19 protein-coding genes are annotated in these 17,576 nt (G+C 43.2%); 2 read left to right on the forward strand and 17 right to left on the reverse strand.

Annotated features, from left to right (window positions below; all coding sequences use genetic code 11):
* The first annotated feature begins 66 nt into the window (after positions 1-66).
* Complete coding sequence (locus AM279_RS18015; protein ID WP_054409439.1) at positions 67-1,320, forward strand: ABC transporter permease; 1,254 nt, start codon at positions 67-69, stop codon at positions 1,318-1,320.
* 70 nt (positions 1,321-1,390) lie between these two features.
* Here the strand turns inward: AM279_RS18015 and AM279_RS18020 are convergent, their stop codons facing one another.
* The 5 genes from AM279_RS18020 to tamL all read right to left on the reverse strand — a co-directional run bounded on the left by AM279_RS18020 (position 1,391) and on the right by tamL (position 8,021).
* The gene (locus AM279_RS18020; RefSeq protein ID WP_054409440.1) at positions 1,391-2,041 is read right to left on the reverse strand and encodes a hypothetical protein; all 651 of its coding nucleotides are present in this window, start codon (positions 2,039-2,041) and stop codon (positions 1,391-1,393) included.
* A gap of 293 nt (positions 2,042-2,334) precedes the next feature.
* The gene (locus tag AM279_RS18025; protein WP_054409441.1) at positions 2,335-3,138 is read right to left on the reverse strand and encodes an alpha/beta hydrolase; all 804 of its coding nucleotides are present in this window, start codon (positions 3,136-3,138) and stop codon (positions 2,335-2,337) included.
* Positions 3,139-3,392: 254 nt separating this feature from the next.
* Complete coding sequence (gene accD, locus AM279_RS18030; RefSeq protein ID WP_054409442.1) at positions 3,393-4,247, reverse strand: acetyl-CoA carboxylase, carboxyltransferase subunit beta; 855 nt, start codon at positions 4,245-4,247, stop codon at positions 3,393-3,395.
* 76 nt (positions 4,248-4,323) lie between these two features.
* On the reverse strand, positions 4,324-5,391 hold the full coding sequence (gene fbaA, locus AM279_RS18035) for a class II fructose-bisphosphate aldolase (RefSeq protein ID WP_054409443.1): 1,068 nt from the start codon (positions 5,389-5,391) through the stop codon (positions 4,324-4,326).
* A gap of 59 nt (positions 5,392-5,450) precedes the next feature.
* The gene (tamL, locus tag AM279_RS18040; protein WP_054409444.1) at positions 5,451-8,021 is read right to left on the reverse strand and encodes a translocation and assembly module lipoprotein TamL; all 2,571 of its coding nucleotides are present in this window, start codon (positions 8,019-8,021) and stop codon (positions 5,451-5,453) included.
* A 39-nt stretch (positions 8,022-8,060) separates the two neighbouring features.
* Between tamL and AM279_RS18045 the strand changes: the two genes are divergently transcribed.
* Complete coding sequence (locus AM279_RS18045; protein ID WP_054409445.1) at positions 8,061-8,798, forward strand: TrmH family RNA methyltransferase; 738 nt, start codon at positions 8,061-8,063, stop codon at positions 8,796-8,798.
* Here AM279_RS18045 and porT read toward each other — a convergent pair.
* From porT to AM279_RS18105, 12 genes are all read right to left on the reverse strand, one after another.
* Entirely contained in the window at positions 8,785-9,501 is a 717-nt protein-coding gene (porT, locus tag AM279_RS18050) for a type IX secretion/gliding motility protein PorT/SprT (protein ID WP_054409446.1), read from the reverse strand. The two genes, AM279_RS18045 and porT, sit on opposite strands and share 14 nt — an antisense overlap.
* Before the next feature lies 1 nt (position 9,502).
* A complete protein-coding gene (ubiE, locus tag AM279_RS18055) occupies positions 9,503-10,234 on the reverse strand; it encodes a bifunctional demethylmenaquinone methyltransferase/2-methoxy-6-polyprenyl-1,4-benzoquinol methylase UbiE (RefSeq protein WP_054409447.1) in 732 nt (243 codons plus the stop codon).
* 65 nt (positions 10,235-10,299) lie between these two features.
* Complete coding sequence (locus AM279_RS18060) at positions 10,300-10,545, reverse strand: DUF7660 family protein (RefSeq protein ID WP_054409448.1); 246 nt, start codon at positions 10,543-10,545, stop codon at positions 10,300-10,302.
* Positions 10,546-10,560: 15 nt separating this feature from the next.
* On the reverse strand, positions 10,561-11,490 hold the full coding sequence (locus tag AM279_RS18065; RefSeq protein WP_054409449.1) for a WG repeat-containing protein: 930 nt from the start codon (positions 11,488-11,490) through the stop codon (positions 10,561-10,563).
* Between the two features lie 54 nt (positions 11,491-11,544).
* Positions 11,545-12,075 (reverse strand): hypothetical protein, encoded by a 531-nt coding sequence (locus AM279_RS18070; protein ID WP_054409450.1) that lies wholly within the window; start codon positions 12,073-12,075, stop codon positions 11,545-11,547.
* A gap of 11 nt (positions 12,076-12,086) precedes the next feature.
* A complete protein-coding gene (locus tag AM279_RS18075) occupies positions 12,087-12,575 on the reverse strand; it encodes a dihydrofolate reductase (RefSeq protein WP_054409451.1) in 489 nt (162 codons plus the stop codon).
* Between the two features lie 2 nt (positions 12,576-12,577).
* Positions 12,578-12,931: a 2TM domain-containing protein gene (locus tag AM279_RS18080; protein ID WP_054409452.1), complete on the reverse strand. Its 354-nt coding sequence runs from the start codon at positions 12,929-12,931 to the stop codon at positions 12,578-12,580.
* Between the two features lie 37 nt (positions 12,932-12,968).
* Positions 12,969-13,763, reverse strand: a complete 795-nt coding sequence (locus AM279_RS18085; RefSeq protein ID WP_054409453.1) for an energy transducer TonB — start codon at positions 13,761-13,763, stop codon at positions 12,969-12,971.
* 18 nt (positions 13,764-13,781) lie between these two features.
* The gene (locus AM279_RS18090) at positions 13,782-14,606 is read right to left on the reverse strand and encodes a thymidylate synthase (protein WP_054409454.1); all 825 of its coding nucleotides are present in this window, start codon (positions 14,604-14,606) and stop codon (positions 13,782-13,784) included.
* Between the two features lie 192 nt (positions 14,607-14,798).
* The gene (locus AM279_RS18095) at positions 14,799-15,413 is read right to left on the reverse strand and encodes a bifunctional nuclease family protein (RefSeq protein ID WP_054409455.1); all 615 of its coding nucleotides are present in this window, start codon (positions 15,411-15,413) and stop codon (positions 14,799-14,801) included.
* Between the two features lie 95 nt (positions 15,414-15,508).
* The gene (locus AM279_RS18100) at positions 15,509-16,477 is read right to left on the reverse strand and encodes an electron transfer flavoprotein subunit alpha/FixB family protein (RefSeq protein ID WP_054409456.1); all 969 of its coding nucleotides are present in this window, start codon (positions 16,475-16,477) and stop codon (positions 15,509-15,511) included.
* Positions 16,478-16,583: 106 nt separating this feature from the next.
* Positions 16,584-17,330, reverse strand: coding sequence for an electron transfer flavoprotein subunit beta/FixA family protein (locus AM279_RS18105; RefSeq protein WP_054409457.1), 747 nt, complete (start codon positions 17,328-17,330; stop codon positions 16,584-16,586).
* Between the last annotated feature and the right edge of the window lie 246 nt (positions 17,331-17,576).

Here is a 17,576-nt window from a genome sequence, read left to right on the forward strand (position 1 = left end):
TATGCCCTTACATTTTCACGGCTTTAAAAAAATGCTGAATTTTGAACAAGCCAATAATTTTTTGCCATGCTGCTTTACCTTAGGTTACTTAAAGAAAGCTTTGCTTTTGCCATAAACGCACTTACTAACAACAAGCTGCGCACATTCCTTTCGTTACTGGGTGTAACCATAGGTATATTTTCTATTATAGCCGTGCTGGCCGCGGTAGACTCCCTGGACCGCAAGATTAAGGCCGATATGAACAAGGTAGATAAAAATACCATGTACCTGAAGCGTTTTTCTTTTGCGCCAACCGATATACCGGCCTGGAGGCGCGAGCAGTTTCCGGATGTGACGTATGATGAGTACCAGTACCTGAAAGACAATGTGGCGAGTTCTGAATACATGGCTTACCAGATGTTTACCAATGCCGAGACGCTGACTTATGAAAAGAAGACGGCTACGGGCATAAACATGATACCTACATCGCATGAGTTTATAGACATTCAAAAAGAAGAGCTTGATAAAGGGCGTTTTTATAACGAAAGCGAAAGCAACCGTGGCAGCGCCGTTATTGTACTGGGGTATGATGTGGCCGAAACGCTTTTTGGCGATGATAACCCTATTGACAAGAAGATTAGGGTATACGGCAGGCGCTTTACGGTTATAGGCGTGCTTAAAAAAGTAGGCTCTGGCGGGATGGGTATGGGCAGTAACGACACTGCGGCTATATTTCCGGTTAATATGATGCGCAATATGTATGGCGATAACAATGATTTTATGACGCCCATAATTATCATAAAGCCTAAACAGGGTGCTGATGCCGAGGCCACCAAGGCCGATATTACCCAGAAGTTGCGCCTTTATCGTGGTATTAAGGCGAGTGAGGGCGATAACTTTATGATAGACATTATTTCTTCATTCACCGAGTTTATAGACCAGATTATTGGCGTGCTAAACATGGTGGGGTGGATTATAAGCGGGTTCTCACTGCTGGTGGGGGGATTTGGTATTGCCAATATTATGTTTGTATCGGTAAAGGAGCGTACCAACATTATAGGCATACAAAAATCACTTGGTGCAAAGAACCACTTTATACTGTTCCAGTTTTTATTTGAGGCCGTAATCCTGTCGCTTATTGGCGGGCTTATAGGTATACTTATGGTAAAAGGAGCAGCAGCCATTGCCAGCAGCATTGCCGGTTTTGACTTTGTGCTGAGCTTTGGCAACATTATGCTGGGCTTTAGCATTTCTACCTTTATTGGGCTTGTGGCGGGTATTTTACCGGCGCGCTCTGCCTCTAAGCTCGACCCGGTTGAGGCGATACGTAGTGGGATGTAGGCCTGCGGCGTTCGCTGTTCAGGGTTCAGGGTTAAACAACGAACAATGAACAATGAACCCTAAACGGGAACTACCCCGCTACTCTTTCTATATACTCAATACAGCTTGATTTGTTGCTGAACTGCACCATTTCGCGGTTGTGGTAAAAGAAGAACTTTCCGTTTGATTTCTTTTTGTATATGGTAAACACCGCCCCACCGGAGAGCCTTACCTTGTATTCGCGGTATGCACCCATCCTGAGCGAATAGCTTTCTTTTACAAGGGTAATGTAATAGGTAATGGGCAAGTGGTGGTTATGCGGCTGCTGTAGCTTTGGCACTACATCTTCGCCATAGGTAAGGCTTAAAAAATCAAGCACCGCGGCAATGGAATTGAGGTCGGCACGGTAGCGGCTTTCGTTAATAAGCACGGCATACTCATTAGCGCTGTCTACTTTTAGCGCCAGTACGTTTTTATCAAAAAAACCGTGGCGGAAAAGGTATGACTCATCGTGCAAATCAATAAGTATGGCGTTGTTGCCCAGGTACTCCCACCGGGCTTTTTGCACCCTGCCGTTAACCGAAATAAGCAACTGCCCGTTATTCCTGAAAATATACACGGTTTTAGTCTGGGAGGCTTCATCAAGCACTACCCAGTGGTGGTTAACCAGCATGGTTATGTTATCAAGCTTTTGCGAAAACCGTTCAATCTTCGGTATTATATCTGCGGCATATGTTTTCATAAGCAGCAAATATAGGGGCGCTATAAATATGTTAATTTTTTTAACAGTCTGATAGCGATGATTTTAATGAATAAATCGATGAACGGCAGTTTGTTAACATAAATATTTAGAAAAACGTTTTCGTAAAAAAATGTTTCTAAAAGATTTCTGTAGATAATTTTTTGACACAAAGGTCACCAATCCCGATAGTTATCGGGATCACAAAGGACACGAAGATTAGATGATAAGATCATTTTGAAGTTCACGAAGCTTTGTGTTTAAATATGAGTTTTAGTGAGCATGGCGCAGAAAAATTACTTACCTAGCGCCCATACCAGCGCTTTTTCTTTAGTAGCCCTGAAAATAGTGCCATGCTCTTCGTTAGGCTCATCTGAATATGCCCAGCGCAGCCCTGGGGTGTTGGTGGCTTTTAGTATACCCTCAAGCTGTTTTGTGTACTGCGAAATATCTGTAGCGCCAGAGCCTGCAAACCACAGTGTTTTGCCCTGCGGCATTTTTGCCAGGTTTTGTCTGGCGGTGGTAACCAGGTTGTGGTTGTTCCACCATAGCGATGGGTCGAAAGCTATGTAGTAGTCAAACAGCTGCGGCTCCAGGAAAAAGGTTTCCATAACAAACAGGCCAGATAGCGATTCGCCCAGTATGCCCCTTTGCGCGGTGGTGCGGTAGTGCTTGTTTACTTCGGCAAACAGCTCATTGGCCACAAACGCCCTGAATGCGCCTGAGCCACCCACAACGGGGGCTACTTCCTTATCTTTTGCCACTGTGGTGGGTGGGGTAAGGTCTTTGCGGCGCTGTATGTTTTCTATGCCCACCAAAATAAAGGGCTTTATCTTTTTGGCCTTAATAAGTTCTGAAAAGGTATTGGCAATATGCGGAAAATCTTCTTTTATGCCGCCATCGGCCATGTACATAACCGGCAGGGAGTCGGTAGCCTGTGCGTAGCCTTCGGGTGTCCATACATTAATGGTACGGGTTTCGCCCAGTTGCTTAGAGGCTATAGTAAAGGTGTTGTGTGCAGGAATTGGGTCGGCCGGCTGTTGGGGTGCTTTTGCACAGCTAAGGGTTAAAATAGCAAGGAGTATGTATAGTGGTTTCATGCGAGTGTTTTTATGAAGGTCAAAAATTGTTTGAAGTATAAACGTACAAAAAATATAATTGCGATTGTGGAGGCTTTTTTGGGTAGCAAATTTTTTTTGAAAAAAGCCGCTGTGGGGTAAAAAATGGCTTTTGATATTTCACACCGTGAAAACAAACTCCAAAAGTGAAATATTAAGCACTTTTTGAGGCGTGCTTGTAAGAAAAAAGCCATTCGGGTTGCGAATGGCTTTTTGATATTTCTGTAAGTGATTTCTTATCGTATTGGCTGATTCTGGATCAGGTCAAGATACAGGTTTACTTTGTCTTTAAGTTCTTTCCTTGGTGTAATAAAGTCAAGGAAACCGTGCTCCAGCAGGAATTCAGCCGTCTGGAAGCCCTCAGGCAGGTCTTTACCGGTAGTGTCTTTAACCACACGCGGGCCTGCGAAGCCTATCAATGCTCCTGGTTCTGAGATGTTTACATCGCCCAGCATGGCGTAGCTTGCTGTAGTTCCGCCGGTTGTTGGGTCGGTAGAAAGCGATATGTACGGTATTCCGGCTTCTGCCAGCTGTGCCAGCTTAGCCGATGTTTTGGCCAGCTGCATAAGCGAGTAAGCAGCCTCCATCATCCTGGCGCCCCCTGATTTTGAGATCATTAGAAACGGAATGTTGTTTTTAATAGAGTGGTCTATGGCACGGGCTATTTTTTCACCTACCACAGCACCCATAGAACCGCCTATAAAAGAGAAGTCCATACAGGCTATAACCAGGTCTTTACCTTTAGATTTGCCCACAGCGGTGCGCACTGCATCCTTAAGTTTGGTTTTCTCCATGGCATCCTTAAGGCGTTCGTCATACTTCTTGGTATCCACAAACTTAAGGGTGTCTTTACTGGTTATGTTCTTGTCGAGCTCAGTAAATTCGTTGTCGTCAAACAGTATGCTAAAATACTCTTTGCTGCCTATCCTTACATGGTAACCGTCTTCAGGGCTTACATAAAAATTGCGCGCAAGTTCCTCAGCATCAATAATCTTTCCGGTTGGCGATTTATACCAAAGCCCCTTGGGTACATCCCTTTTGGACTCGGTAGGGGTAGTAATACCTTTTTCCGTTCTTTTAAACCAGGCCATAATTCTCTCTCCTTAAATTATTTGGTAAAAATAACAATAGGCTAAACACGCTGGTGCTTAGCCTATTGTGGTAATATTAAAGTGTGTTTACGTTGTTCAGGTCAGCAAATGCCTGCTCAAGCCTTTTGTTAAAGGTAACTTCGCCTTCACGAATCCATTTGCGTGGGTCGTAGTGTTTTTTGTTAGGCGATTCAGGTCCGTCAGGGCTACCTATCTGCGTTTTAAGGTAGTCTACCTTGCCCACCATGTAGTCGCGGATACCTTCGGTAAAGGCAAACTGCAGGTCGGTATCAATATTCATCTTGATAACACCATAAGAAATAGCCTCGCGGATTTCTTCAAGCGTAGAGCCTGATCCTCCGTGGAATACAAAGTCTACAGGGTTTGGCCCGGTGCCAAATTTCTCAGCTACATACGTTTGAGAATCCCTAAGAATTGTAGGGGTAAGTTTTACGTTACCAGGCTTGTAAACGCCGTGTACGTTGCCAAAAGCAGCAGCTACGGTAAACCTTGGCGATATTTTGCTAAGCTCTTCATATACATGGCCTACTTCTTCAGGTTGTGTATAAAGCCTTGAAGCATCTACATGGCTGTTGTCTACACCATCTTCTTCACCACCTGTTATACCAAGTTCTATTTCAAGGGTCATGCCCATTTTGCTCATCCTTTCAAGGTACTTTGCAGATATCTCTATGTTTTCCTCAAGCGGTTCTTCGCTAAGGTCAAGCATGTGCGAGCTGAAAAGCGGCTTGCCTGTTTCGGCAAAGTGTTTTTCGCTGGCATCAAGAAGGCCGTCTACCCATGGCAGTAGGTTTTTGGCACAGTGGTCAGTATGTAAAATTACAGTAGCACCATAGGCTTCTGCAAGTGTATGAACGTGTTTAGCCCCGGCTATAGCACCAAGAATTGCTGCTTTCTGGCCATCGTTATTAAGGCCTTTACCGGCATTAAAAGCGGCACCGCCGTTAGAGAATTGAATGATTACAGGAGCTTTAAGTTTTGCAGCGGTTTCAAGAACGCCATTTATAGTACTTGAACCGGTAACGTTTACTGCAGGAAGCGCGAAACCTTTTTCTTTAGCATAATTAAAGATTTCCTGAACCTGATCTCCGGTGGCTACACCGGGCTTAATGTTGTGGGCCATTAGTTTGGGATTTTAAATTTAATTCACAAAAATAGTGTTTTTAACTATTCCTGAAAATTTTAGAACGGATAATTAATACCTACGTTTAAAACACTGTGCTTAAAATCGTGGTCTGTAAACCATCTTGAGCCCTCGGGCCTGCCGGGATTATAGGTTTTAAAGCCCAGATCAAAGCGCACTACAAAGAAGTTAAAGTCATACCTAAGCCCCAGGCCTGTGCCAAATGCCAGGTCTCTGAAAGATGAGAGGCCGTTAAAGGTGTAATCAGGGTCGTCTACATTATCAAATACGTTCCAGATGTTGCCTACATCGCCAAAAACCGCACCGTTTAGCTGCCCGAAAAGGTTAAAACGCAACTCTGCACTATAAGCCATTTTAAGGTTAGCTTCGTTAAAGTCGTTTAAACCGCCGCTGCGCCCTGGGCCAAGGCTGTAGGCCTGCCATGCACGGTTATCGTTAGAGCCCCCGGCAAAATAACTTCTTGCAAACGGTATTGTGTTTGAGTTGCCATAAGGCACGGCAAGGCCAAAAAACGAACGCATGGCCAGTACTTTGCCGCGGCCAAGGCTCCAGTGTTTTATAAAATCTACCTCACCTTTAAGGTATTGCGAGTATTCTACATTAAATAATGTGGTTTGGCCAAGTGGGGCATTATCTATATTGCCAAAAGCTTTAGATAGTAATGATAATGTGTTGCCCGCGCTCTCAAACTTGGTTTTAAATATGAAAAAGGAGTTGTCATTATTGTCTAAGCGGGTGGTAAGGGTATAGGTAAAACTTGAGGCCACAATCAGGTTGTTTTCGGTAAGCCTGTCGCGGCGTTCCTGAATGCGTTCAATTTCAGTAAGTTCGTTTTGGGTAACCGGCAGGGTGGGGGGCTCAACTTCAGATGTGTTGTTTATAAAATAGTCGGTACCGCCGGGAATGGTAAGGTCTCCATTCTGTTCAAGGTATTCTGCCGGAATACTGCCGCTGTAATTCTGGGCTATTTCGTTAAGGCGGTCGTATGACGAGCGGTATACATCAAAATAACGGTTTGCATTTACGTTGCGTATGTACTGAATGTTAAACAGGTCGAGTTTTGCGGTTTGCGTGCCAAGCCTAGGCGACCAGTTGTAGCTAAGCATACCTGTAAAATTCTCTTTATCAAGGCCTATGTTTTTTTGCCTGCCTATACCAAAGCTTACGGTGGTAGAAGGTATCATCCGTTTCGGGATTATACTTTCGGTTTTAAACGGCAGCCACACACGGGGTATGGTAAGCTTTACATCGGCACCATATTCAAGGATGTTGAAGAAAGTACGGTCTTTAATGGCCTGGTCGCGGCTGGAACCAATGTTGCCGCGGGTAGATATTTGCAGGGTTTCCATGCCGCGGAATATATTACGGATGGACACCCCCATACTACCCTGTATACCAAAATCCTGGATGTTACTGTGGTTAAAATCGGCCGCTACGTTAAAACGGAATTTCTTTTTAGGGCTAAGGCGTATTTTGGCAATCAGTGAGTTGCCGCTGGCATCTGTTGTGTCTTCAACAAAATCAATAGCAGGGTAGTTAAAGATGTTTACGTTGCTCATATAGCGCGAAGTAAGCACGCGCCTCCAGTCGGCATAGGTGCTGCCGGGGGTAATAAAAACGGGTTGCGTAAGGGCTTTTGGCCTGTAGTTTAGCTTGCCCCTGCTGTATATATTAAAACCGTTATAGCTGGCGCTGTCGGGCTCCTGTGTTTCGTCAGACGGGTTTTGGGTATAAATGTCTACCTTACTTATTTTGTATAGCTTAAACGGGCGCACAAAGGTAGAATCGCCCTGGCGCACGGTTTCATTATCAATATTAATATCTACACTGGCTTTGTAGTCATTGCCCACAGTGTCAATTACATAGTTGATATTGTTAGGTTCAAATTTATACGCCCCGTTGTTGCGGAAATAAGCTGTGATACGCTCGCGCTCAGCAGTAAAATCTGCCTCGTTATACTGTACACCTTCCTTAATCATAGGCTTGGCTTCAATCTTACTTTTTTTGTACAGGCTGTCAAGCGCAGGCGTTTCAATATAAGCGGTTATGGTGTCTATAATGTAGGGTTTGCCAGTTTCTACATCATAATGCACAACAGCCCTTTTATCGGGCAGGGTATCTATGCTGTATTTTACGTTAGCCCTGAAAAAGCCTTTTTTGTAGTAGTAGGCAAAAAGCCTGTTACGGCCTTTTTTAGTGCGGGTTTCATCTACCAGCACAGGGGGTTCGCCGGTTTTCTTTAAAAAGTTGCTTATGCCCGAAATTACAAACGAGTTGCCAAAGCGGCGCACCTGCTTTTCAGACAGCATACCCCTTAAAAATTTGTGCATGCCCGGGTGGTTGTCAAGGTAGGCCAGGTAGGTAGAATCTGCATTTGGCTTGGCGGCATTATACATGTGCAGGCGCAGGTGAAAGCCCGCAATATCAGTATTGGGCAGCTGGTAGAGCTGCGCCTTGTGGTCGTCATCGTTATTTTGTTCACCGTTAACGGTTATTTCGTTCTTCTCTAACAGGTGGCTGCCGTCTGGCACCCGCTTTACAAGCGAACACGAATAAATAACAAAGCCCGATAATATAATTAGTGTTACTTTTGTTGCTAAATTCTTCAAAACGCTATTGCCGGATAGTAATTCAAAAATACATTATTTATGGTTAGCAAAAACCAAATTAAGCTTATAACGGGCCTGCAGCAAAAAAAATACCGAAAGCAGCATAAATTATTCTTTGCCGAAGGCATAAAGGTAGTGCAGGAATTGCTGACTTCCAATTTTGAATTGCAGCATTTATACACCACAAAAGATGTTTTTGGCGGCATTGATGCGGCAAAAATAACCCATATTACCGAACCGGAGCTTAAAAAAATAAGCGCCCTTACCACACCGCAAACCTGCCTGGCACTTTTTGAAATGCCCGATGAAAAGCCTGTTGCCACCACCGGGCTTATTGTAGCGCTTGATGATGTGCGCGACCCCGGCAACCTGGGCACTATTATACGGCTGTGCGACTGGTTTGGCATAAGCCAGCTGGTGTGCAGTGTAGAATGTGTAGATGTGTACAACCCCAAAGTGGTACAGGCCACAATGGGCTCTGTAAGCCGTGTAAATGTGGTATATACTGATTTGCAGGATTATCTTGCCCAAACCACGCTACCCGTTTTTGGTACCTTTATGGATGGCGAAAACATATATGCCAAAATCCTGCCACAAAATGGTATTGTGGTAATGGGTAATGAGGCTAACGGTATTTCGGCTGAAATTGAGGCACTTTGCACACAGCGTATTGCCATACCGCGCTTTGGCGACCTTCAGGCTACCGAAAGCCTTAATGTAGCCACTGCGGCTGCAATTACGCTAAGCGAATTCAGGCGAAATTTTAGTGAAAAGTAAAGTTGATAAAGATAGCACGGGTTTTCATGCTCTCTATGTTGCCGGTGTAGGGGCTGTCGATAGTATTATCGCGGATGAGCTCATCTTCAAGGCCAAACACACCGCGTATTGACGGTGAGAACTTAAAGTATTCAAAATAAAGGTCTACACCAAAGCCAAGCTCATAGTTGCTGGTCCATTTCTTCATACGGAAACGGTCGCCGGTAAGGTTGTCATCTTTGGCATCGGCATTACTGTCAAGGTTCCACGTGCGCGAAACACCACCCAAAAGGTAGGGCCTTACGTTACCGGTTCTCTTTGCCGAAAACTTAAGTAGTAACGGAAAGTGTATATAGGTAGATTTTACCTCCCTAAGCTTTTCAAAATCAGTTAAAAGCCTTGGGTCGTTATAAGTAAGGTTGCGCTGTGTGTAGTACAAACCCGGCTCAAGGCGCAGGTCAAGGTTTTCCATAAGGCGCAGGTTGCCTACAAGCCCCACGTTAAAGCCTGTTGTTTTTTTTGCAATAATGTCTACACCAGGGTTTACTTTATAGTCAAATTTAAAGTCGTAGCTGTTAAAACCCAGGAAATAACCCCAGTGTACGCGCTGCTTATCAAAGTTTTCCATGTTTATAATGGGGTGCTTGCTAAACACATCAGTGCCAAACTGTGCACGGCCCAACAGCCCTGAAAGCAGGAATATGTATAAAAGAAATTTCTTCATCTTATTGTTTTGAAGCCTGGTAAATGGTAGCCACACCCATTGTTTGGGGCAGGTGCTTCACCTCTATAAACCCAATTTTGCTTAAAATATTGTTCAGTTTTTCTCCGTAAGGAAAAACAGAAGCCGATTCACTAAGGTAAGCATAGGCGCTGCGGTCTTTGCTAAACAGGCGGCCTATAAGTGGCAGCAGGTATTTTGAGTATATTTTATAGCCCTGTTTAAAAGGGAATTTTGTGGGTACAGATGTTTCGAGTATTACAAAAATACCGCCGGGTTTAAGCACGCGCAGTATTTCGGCAAGGCCTTTTTCAAGGGTTTCAAAGTTGCGTATGCCAAAGGCCACGGTAATAGCATCAAAATAATTATCTTCAAAAGGCAGGTTTTCGCTATCGCCAAAAACAAGCTTAATACGGTTGTCAAGGCCTTTTTCGGCTACTTTCTTGCGGCCAACCTCCATCATGCCTTCGCTTATGTCGGCCCCGATTATTTCTTTAGCGCCGGTTTCGGCCATAAGTATGGCAAGGTCGCCCGTGCCGGTGGCAATGTCAAGAATAGTTTGCGGGCTTTTAGCCGATACCATTTTAAGTACTTTTTTGCGCCATTTAACGTCTATGCCAAACGAAATTACACGGTTTAGGCCGTCATAATTGCCTGAAATAGTGTCAAACATTTGTGCTACCTGTTCTTTTTTGCCTAAGGCTGAATCTTTATATGGGGTTACTTGCTGCGACATGGAGATAATTTACGGCGCAAAGATAAAAATAGTTTTGTTAATGGGGCGTTATAAAGTGAGGCTAACTATTCATACACTTTTGCTCCCATCAAAATATCTGCAAATACCTTCCATGAAGCTTGTGTAGAATCAATATTTTGCGAAGTATTGTTGTAATATCCCTGAATATCTTCAGTGTATCGCTGAATTGCTTCTAAAAATTCCGGTAAGGTTTTGTTTTCCCATCCGTCCGGATTATTCTCAAGGTCTTGTTGTAGCTGTTTTATGAAATTTATAAAATCAGTTTTTGTTTTAATATTAATATTGTGCATAATTGCGAAGTAGGTTTATGGTAAATCTTCCCGTCTAAAAGATATATTATGGTTGCTTGTTTTACCTGTTACATCTGTTAAGATTATATATTCTTTCCTGATTTGGTATTCTTTAAAGTTAAACGGTTGTAGAATGATATTATTAACGTTTAAAATGCCGTATTTACCGTCTTTTTTAGCTACAAACTCCTCGGTTATGCTGTGTATGTGCAGTAGTTCATCATATTGTGGCGGTATCAGGATTTCTCCTTTGTACGACATTACCCCAAATTTGTTGTCTTTTTTAAACACGTGGTAACCGTGCTGCTCATAGTCAAAAAAGCCATATTCTGCAAAGCTGTCAATGTCTAAAAGCTTGGGACTTTCAAGATTATTCAGGTTTATCAGATAGCATTTTTTACCATCTGAGCAAAATGCAACATCTTTATACAGTGCAAATATTTTGTAATCAAAAGGTTGTAGTTGTTTTCCGGATAGGTCAAAAATGTTATAATTGCCTGATGCGAGCCTTGCGATTATAAATGTATCATTATAAATTGTCGTAGAATTATAGATTAGAGGTAAAATGACAGAGCCGCTGCTGTTGATAATGCCATGCTTCTTTTTTCGTTGTGCTAAAAACAGGTTGTAACTGCGGGGTAAGAGCCAGTCGTATTCAACAGGTACTATTTCTTTATTTTTGACTGAATAAAGGCCGTAATGCTTTTTCTTTTGGACAACAAACACACCGTTTGAAAATTTTGCCCAGTCATAAAGTAAGGGTAGCGCCTCATTGCCAAGGCTGTCTATAATTCCGGCTTTATTTACTTTGTTTGTTACAGATGCATATCCGTTTTTAAAGTTATTAATATGCTTGTATTTAGTTTTCAGGCTGTCGCGCACCTGTTCAAAATCCTGTGCAGATAAAGAGTAAGTAAATAAGAGTAAAAAGTATAAGGCTTTCATACTGTGAGGGTTTTAAAAAGCAATATACAAAAAAAACACCTTATTGAATTTGTTTTATTCTAAGGGTTTCCATTCTCCTTTTTTGAAAAACACATTATTGAATTTTTCTGAATTAAATACAAAGTAAAAGCTCCACGCACTACGATAGGTGGTGGGGTTGCCTTCGATTATATGGTGTGTCGGCTTATTCATCTTTATTACAAGCCGTGCAGAATTGTAAGGTTCAACGGTTGAAATTATGCCATTATAAACCTTCAGGATTTTTTCTCCATCAGTATGATAAAAGTATATGGAGTCGTTCTCCTTAATCTCAAACCTGAAAGAATTGTATTGCCAGTTGGCCTGTTTGCCGGAAAAGTAACTGCGGTCTATTACATAGGTGCCGTAATAATCGTCTTTATCAAGTACGGTTTTTGATGTAAAGAACCTTAGTATTGCTGAAACCATTACAAGTCCTATAACTCCGGCAATGATATATAGAATGAGCTTACCGGCTATTTTTTTGCCCGTTAGCCATATAATGAACAATAGGGCAAGTCCGGGAATGATGATAAAGATAAAGGCAAGGTTAAAGCCGAATCCCATGGTGTTTTAGTTTACCTCCTTACCCACGTTTCAAATACAAATTCATACGCGTGCTTTTCATCTTTTTCATGGTGTAGCTGCTTTTCCTTTACCCATTTATCCGGGTCAATTTCAGGGAAAAACGCATCGGCATCGGGGCTAATGCCTAAAACACGCGTCAGCTCAATTTTATCAGCCTGGGCTATGCTCTGGTTGTAAATCTCGCCACCGCCAATAATAAAAACCTCCTCATCCTGCGGGCAGGCGGCAAGGGCTTCCATAAGGCTGTTTACAATAATGCAGCCTTCATAAGTATAGTCCGCCTGGCGGGTTATGACAATGTTGGTGCGGTTGGGCAACGGGCCGTTCATGCTCTCAAGGGTTTTGCGCCCCATGATTATGTAATGGCCTGTAGTAAGGTTTTTAAAGTGCTTAAAATCATCGGGCAGGCGCCAAATCATCTGGTTGTCTTTGCCCAGGGCGTTATTTTCGGCAGCGGCTGCTACAAGGGTAATGGTCATTGTTAAGATGCGGTTGAGTGTGGTGGCAGGGTGCCTTCTTTTTCAAGTTTTTGCTGTAGCTGGCCTATGCGGCGCTCCTGTCGGGCTACCAGCTTTTCTATTTGTTCGCGCTCCCAGGTTTTGTTTATAAAGCTTTCGGTAACAAATACTTTTATAAAGTGCATTATGAATACAAATGCCCATGCGGTAATGCCCCACAGGTACCAGTCGTATTCTTCATACACTTTTAGCCACCGGTTGATGATAAATAAAAAGATGCTGCCTACAAAAAACAGTATAAAATGAAAGTACACACGCTTTTTTTGCTTTACGCGCCTGCGGGCATATTCATAAAGCTCCTGCTGGTTTTGTTCCATAAAAAATCAAGTTTGGCAGAACTAATGTAGTGAAAAATTAGCCTACATTAACTACAATAGGTAATGTAAATGATACTTTTATAGGTATGCCGCTAATACTGCCGGGTTTGATATTAGGTATCTTGCGAAAAATACGCCTTGCCTCTTTTTGAAAATCATCACTACCCCCTTTAATTTCATCTATATATACTTCGCCTTCTTCATTTATTACAAAGGTAAGCATCATGCGTACCTGTCCTGATTTGGCCGAGCGGGGAATAGAAAATTTTGCTGCATAAAGTTCTTTCAGTTTTTGGGAAATGCACATATTGTTGGCATCACTTATGCCTTCACACCCCGGGTATTCGGGATACTGATCGAGTTTTAAGTACTGAGGTTTGATTTTTTTGGTGTAAAGCTCCTCTGGTGAAGCGCTGCGATAGTCCTGGCCGTCATCGGTTAATATGTAGGTTTTGTTTAAAAAGTAAACATCGCGGCGTTCTTTTTCTGACGTTCCTTTAGGTGTAAATTCAGGAAGTGCTGAAATGTAGTGTATTACAGGATCTTTTAATACTTTAATTTCACTTAAAAAGCGTGTTTCACTGGTAATTACCTTGCCTTGATCATCAATGATAAATACAAGCGATACTGAGAAGTATTCAAGGCCGGTACTCCTGATGCTGTCACGTATTTCTTTGGTAATTAGTTTGTGGATACCTGCGCCTACTTTGTCGGTTGTGCAGCTTTTGGGTTTTGCCTCATTTTTGCATTCCGGCAGATAGGCGATATTTTTATCCTGGGCATATAGAAACGCGCCTATTGATAGCAATAGTGCGCAGAAGGTGTTTTTCATTGGTTTGGTGTGTATAAATTAAACGGCCACTACGCCCTTAATGTGCGGGTGCGGGTCATAATCTGCCAGCGTGAAGTCTTCAAAGGTAAAGTCGAAGATGTTTTTAACCTCTGGGTTCAGTATCATTTTTGGCATTGGGCGTGGCTCACGGCTAAGCTGTAGCTCAAGCTGTTCCATGTGGTTGTTGTAAATGTGGGCATCGCCAAAAGTGTGGATGAAATCGCCCGGCTGGTAGCCGCATACCTGCGCTATCATAAGTGTAAGCAATGCATAAGAAGCGATGTTAAATGGCACGCCAAGGAAAATATCGGCACTCCTTTGATACAACTGGCAGCTCAGTTTGCCATCGGCAACATAAAACTGAAAAAATGCATGGCAGGGAGGAAGTGCTACCTTTCCTTCAGCTACATTTTCAGCAAATGATTTACCGCCTTCGGGCAGCACGCGGGGGTTCCAGGCGCTAACCAACATACGGCGGCTGTTGGGGTTGTTTTTCAGCGTGTCTATAAGCTCAGTAATCTGGTCTATCTCACGGCTGTCCCAGTTGCGCCACTGCGCGCCATACACGGGGCCCAGGTTGCCATCTGCATCGGCCCATTCGTCCCAAATGCGAACACCGTTTTCATTAAGGTAGTTAATGTTGGTGTCGCCTTTTAAAAACCAAAGCAACTCGTATATAATAGACTTAAGGTGCAGTTTCTTGGTTGTAACAAGCGGAAACCCCTCGCTAAGGTCAAAGCGCATCTGGTAGCCAAAAACGCTCTTGGTGCCGGTGCCTGTGCGGTCTCCTTTTTCGTTGCCGTTTTCTAAAACATGCTTCACTAAGTCTAAATACTGCTTCATTTTAATTTAAAAATTAAAAGATTTAAAAATTGAAATATTCAAAAGATGCCTGCAAGGTATAAAATTATCAAATTTTAAAATACAAACCTATCATAGGTTTGTACCTAAGTTATCCACATAAAAAAAGCTGCATCATCAGTAATGTGCAGCTAATTTTTAAATCATTAAATTTTCAATTTTTAAATCTGAAAATTAACTTTCGCGTTTCGATATTTCATCGCGTATTTTAGCTGCTTTTTCGTAGTCTTCGTTTTGCACGGCGTTTTCAAGCTGCTCGTGCAGTTCCTGCAGGTTGTATTGTGAGTAGCCTTCGCCTGAAACATTACTTTCGGTGCCAAAGGTTTCCGGTTCAGAGAGTACGCCTTCATGGTGCTCTTCGCCTTCTTCGCTGCTTGTTTTTAGGTAAATGCCGGCTTTGTCCAAAATGTTTTTGTAGGTAAAGATTGGGGCGCTAAAACGCAGCGCCAGTGCAATGGCATCGCTGGTGCGGGCATCAATAATTTCTTCAATGCGGTCGCGTTCGCAAATAATACTGCTGAAGAAAACGCCGTCAACCAGCTTGTGGATAATAACCTGCTTTACCACAATATCAAACCTGTCGGCAAAGTTTTTAAACAGGTCGTGGGTAAGCGGCCTTGGCGGGCGAATTTCTTTTTCTAAGGCAATGGCAATGGACTGGGCTTCAAAAGCGCCTATAACAATGGGTAGTTTCCGTTCTCCGTCTACTTCATTAAGTATCAGGGCATACGCGCCGTTTTGGGTCTGGCTGTACGAAATGCCCTTAATAGTAAGTTTTACTAAGCTCATGTTTGGTCTTTCCTGAATACAAAAAAAGGCTATCGGGCAAAGATACTACTATCAGTGTCCGATAGCCCTTTAGATGGGCACAATTTATAATAAAATTATGAGTTATGCGCTTTAAACTCTTTTATTTTTTCGGTCAGTTTAGGAACAATATCAAAGGCATCGCCCACAACACCATAGTCCGCCACTTTAAAGAAAGGCGCTTCCGGGTCGCTGTTAATAACCACTTTTACCTTGCTTGAGTTAATACCTGCAATGTGCTGTATGGCGCCCGAGATACCCACGGCCACATACAGGTTGGCGGCTACCGGCTTACCGGTTTGGCCCACGTGCTCGCTATGAGGCCTCCAGCCAAGGTCTGATACCGGCTTAGAACAGGCAGTAGCAGCACCAAAGGCAGAAGCAAGATCTTCAAGCATACCCCAGTTTTCAGGGCCTTTAAGGCCGCGGCCACCGCTTACTACTACTTCGGCATCGGCAATGGTAACTTTTCCGGTAACTTTTTCAGAAGACTGAACGGTTACAGTAAAGTCGTTATCGTTTAATGATGGGCTAAATGCTTCCTCTACAGCAGCGCCTGAAGCTTCTACAAGGCCAAATGAGTTTTTGCCAATGGCAAGCACCTTAACATCGGTAGTAATTTCGGTTACGTTAAAAGCTTTGTTTGAAAACGCGTTGCGCTTTACCTGGAAAGGCGAAAGGCTTACCGGCAGGGCTACTACGTTGCTGGCATAACCGGCCTCAAGGCCTACGGCTACAAGCGGCGCTATGTGCAGGCTGTCGGTATTAGATGAGAAAAGCACAATCTTTGCGCTTTCTTTTTGTGCTGCCTGCTTAATGGCATCGGCATACGCTTTTGCATTAAAGGCTTTTAGTTTATCGCTGGTTACGGCAAGCACTTTGTCAACGCCATACTTGCCAAGGTCGGCACTGTTGGTGGCATTGATGGTTACAGCAGTAACGGTTGTTCCGGTTTCACCGGCTATTTTCTTGGCGTAAGAAGCAAGCTCAAACGCGGTCTTTTTAAATTTTCCTTCTGCCGATTCGGCGTATATAAGTATAGACATCTCTTTGTTTATTTGTGGATTTGGTAATTTGGTAATTTGGTCTTTCCAGGGTGGTAATCCGGTGCTGTACAAATAACCGAATTACCAAATAACCGCATTACGTTCTTTAGATTACTTTCGCTTCAGTGTGCAGCAGGTTTACAAGCTCGTCAAGGTTGTTAGGGCTTATAAGCTTCACGGCTGATTTTGGTGCCGGTTTTTCAAACTTAACGGCTTTGGTTGCAGGTGCAGCGCCTGTAGGCTCTACAAGCTGAAGCGCCTTGGTACGTGCTGCCATAATACCGCGCATGTTTGGTATCCTAAGGTCTTTTTCTTCCACAAGGCCTTTTTGTCCTGCTATTACAAGCGGTAGCTTAGCGCTAAGGGTTTCTTTGCCGCCGTCTATTTCACGCACTGCGGTAACATCACTACCATTTACGTCTACTTTAATGCAACCGTTAACAAAGTCATAACCCAGGATAGCTGCAAGCATGCCCGGAACCATACCGCCATTGTAGTCCAGCGATTCTTTACCGGCTATAACCAGGTCATAACCGCCGTTTTTAACTACTTCGGCAAGCTGCTTGGCAACAAAAAAGCCATCTGTAGGCTGTGCATTTATGCGAATGGCTTCGTCGGCACCTATGGCAAGGGCTTTGCGCAGGGTGGCTTCGGCATCAGCGCCGCCTACGTTAACCACGGTTACGCTGGCGCCGGCCTGTTCTTTAAACCATATAGCGCGCGTAAGGCCAAATTCGTCATTAGGGTTTATAACAAACTGAACGCCATTTGTGTCAAACTCGCTGTCGTTGTTTGTAAAGTTGATTTTTGCAGTAGTATCAGGCACGTGGCTGATGCAGACTAATATTTTCATTATTATGAGATTAGAATGTTTGATTATTGATATTACGAAGTTATGGAAATATTCTGAAAATAAAACTATGCACGCATATTAAATGTGATTATTTCAAAAATTTAATTGATAAAATTAAAAAACAATAAATTATAACGTTGTAGTGGTTTTTTATTGAGAATAATGAACTGTTTTTTAACTTATGGTTAAATTCAGGGATTAATTTGGTGCCGTGGCGCGGATTAATTGTGTAAAATTTTTATTTTT

It is taken from the genome of Flavobacterium akiainvivens, assembly GCF_001278115.1.
Lineage (GTDB): Bacteria > Bacteroidota > Bacteroidia > Flavobacteriales > Flavobacteriaceae > Flavobacterium > Flavobacterium akiainvivens.

What these genes read in the sequence shown, in the direction of transcription:
- AM279_RS18015 (WP_054409439.1), top strand. Translation starts at nt 67, where the DNA reads ATGCTGCTTTACCTTAGGTTACTTAAAGAAAGCTTTGCTTTTGCCATA.
- AM279_RS18020 (WP_054409440.1), bottom strand. Translation starts at nt 2,041, where the DNA reads ATGAAAACATATGCCGCAGATATAATACCGAAGATTGAACGGTTTTCG.
- AM279_RS18025 (WP_054409441.1), bottom strand. Translation starts at nt 3,138, where the DNA reads ATGAAACCACTATACATACTCCTTGCTATTTTAACCCTTAGCTGTGCA.
- accD (WP_054409442.1), bottom strand. Translation starts at nt 4,247, where the DNA reads ATGGCCTGGTTTAAAAGAACGGAAAAAGGTATTACTACCCCTACCGAG.
- fbaA (WP_054409443.1), bottom strand. Translation starts at nt 5,391, where the DNA reads ATGGCCCACAACATTAAGCCCGGTGTAGCCACCGGAGATCAGGTTCAG.
- AM279_RS18045 (WP_054409445.1), top strand. Translation starts at nt 8,061, where the DNA reads ATGGTTAGCAAAAACCAAATTAAGCTTATAACGGGCCTGCAGCAAAAA.
- porT (WP_054409446.1), bottom strand. Translation starts at nt 9,501, where the DNA reads ATGAAGAAATTTCTTTTATACATATTCCTGCTTTCAGGGCTGTTGGGC.
- ubiE (WP_054409447.1), bottom strand. Translation starts at nt 10,234, where the DNA reads ATGTCGCAGCAAGTAACCCCATATAAAGATTCAGCCTTAGGCAAAAAA.
- AM279_RS18060 (WP_054409448.1), bottom strand. Translation starts at nt 10,545, where the DNA reads ATGCACAATATTAATATTAAAACAAAAACTGATTTTATAAATTTCATA.
- AM279_RS18065 (WP_054409449.1), bottom strand. Translation starts at nt 11,490, where the DNA reads ATGAAAGCCTTATACTTTTTACTCTTATTTACTTACTCTTTATCTGCA.
- AM279_RS18070 (WP_054409450.1), bottom strand. Translation starts at nt 12,075, where the DNA reads ATGGGATTCGGCTTTAACCTTGCCTTTATCTTTATCATCATTCCCGGA.
- AM279_RS18075 (WP_054409451.1), bottom strand. Translation starts at nt 12,575, where the DNA reads ATGACCATTACCCTTGTAGCAGCCGCTGCCGAAAATAACGCCCTGGGC.
- AM279_RS18080 (WP_054409452.1), bottom strand. Translation starts at nt 12,931, where the DNA reads ATGGAACAAAACCAGCAGGAGCTTTATGAATATGCCCGCAGGCGCGTA.
- AM279_RS18085 (WP_054409453.1), bottom strand. Translation starts at nt 13,763, where the DNA reads ATGAAAAACACCTTCTGCGCACTATTGCTATCAATAGGCGCGTTTCTA.
- AM279_RS18090 (WP_054409454.1), bottom strand. Translation starts at nt 14,606, where the DNA reads ATGAAGCAGTATTTAGACTTAGTGAAGCATGTTTTAGAAAACGGCAAC.
- AM279_RS18095 (WP_054409455.1), bottom strand. Translation starts at nt 15,413, where the DNA reads ATGAGCTTAGTAAAACTTACTATTAAGGGCATTTCGTACAGCCAGACC.
- AM279_RS18100 (WP_054409456.1), bottom strand. Translation starts at nt 16,477, where the DNA reads ATGTCTATACTTATATACGCCGAATCGGCAGAAGGAAAATTTAAAAAG.
- AM279_RS18105 (WP_054409457.1), bottom strand. Translation starts at nt 17,330, where the DNA reads ATGAAAATATTAGTCTGCATCAGCCACGTGCCTGATACTACTGCAAAA.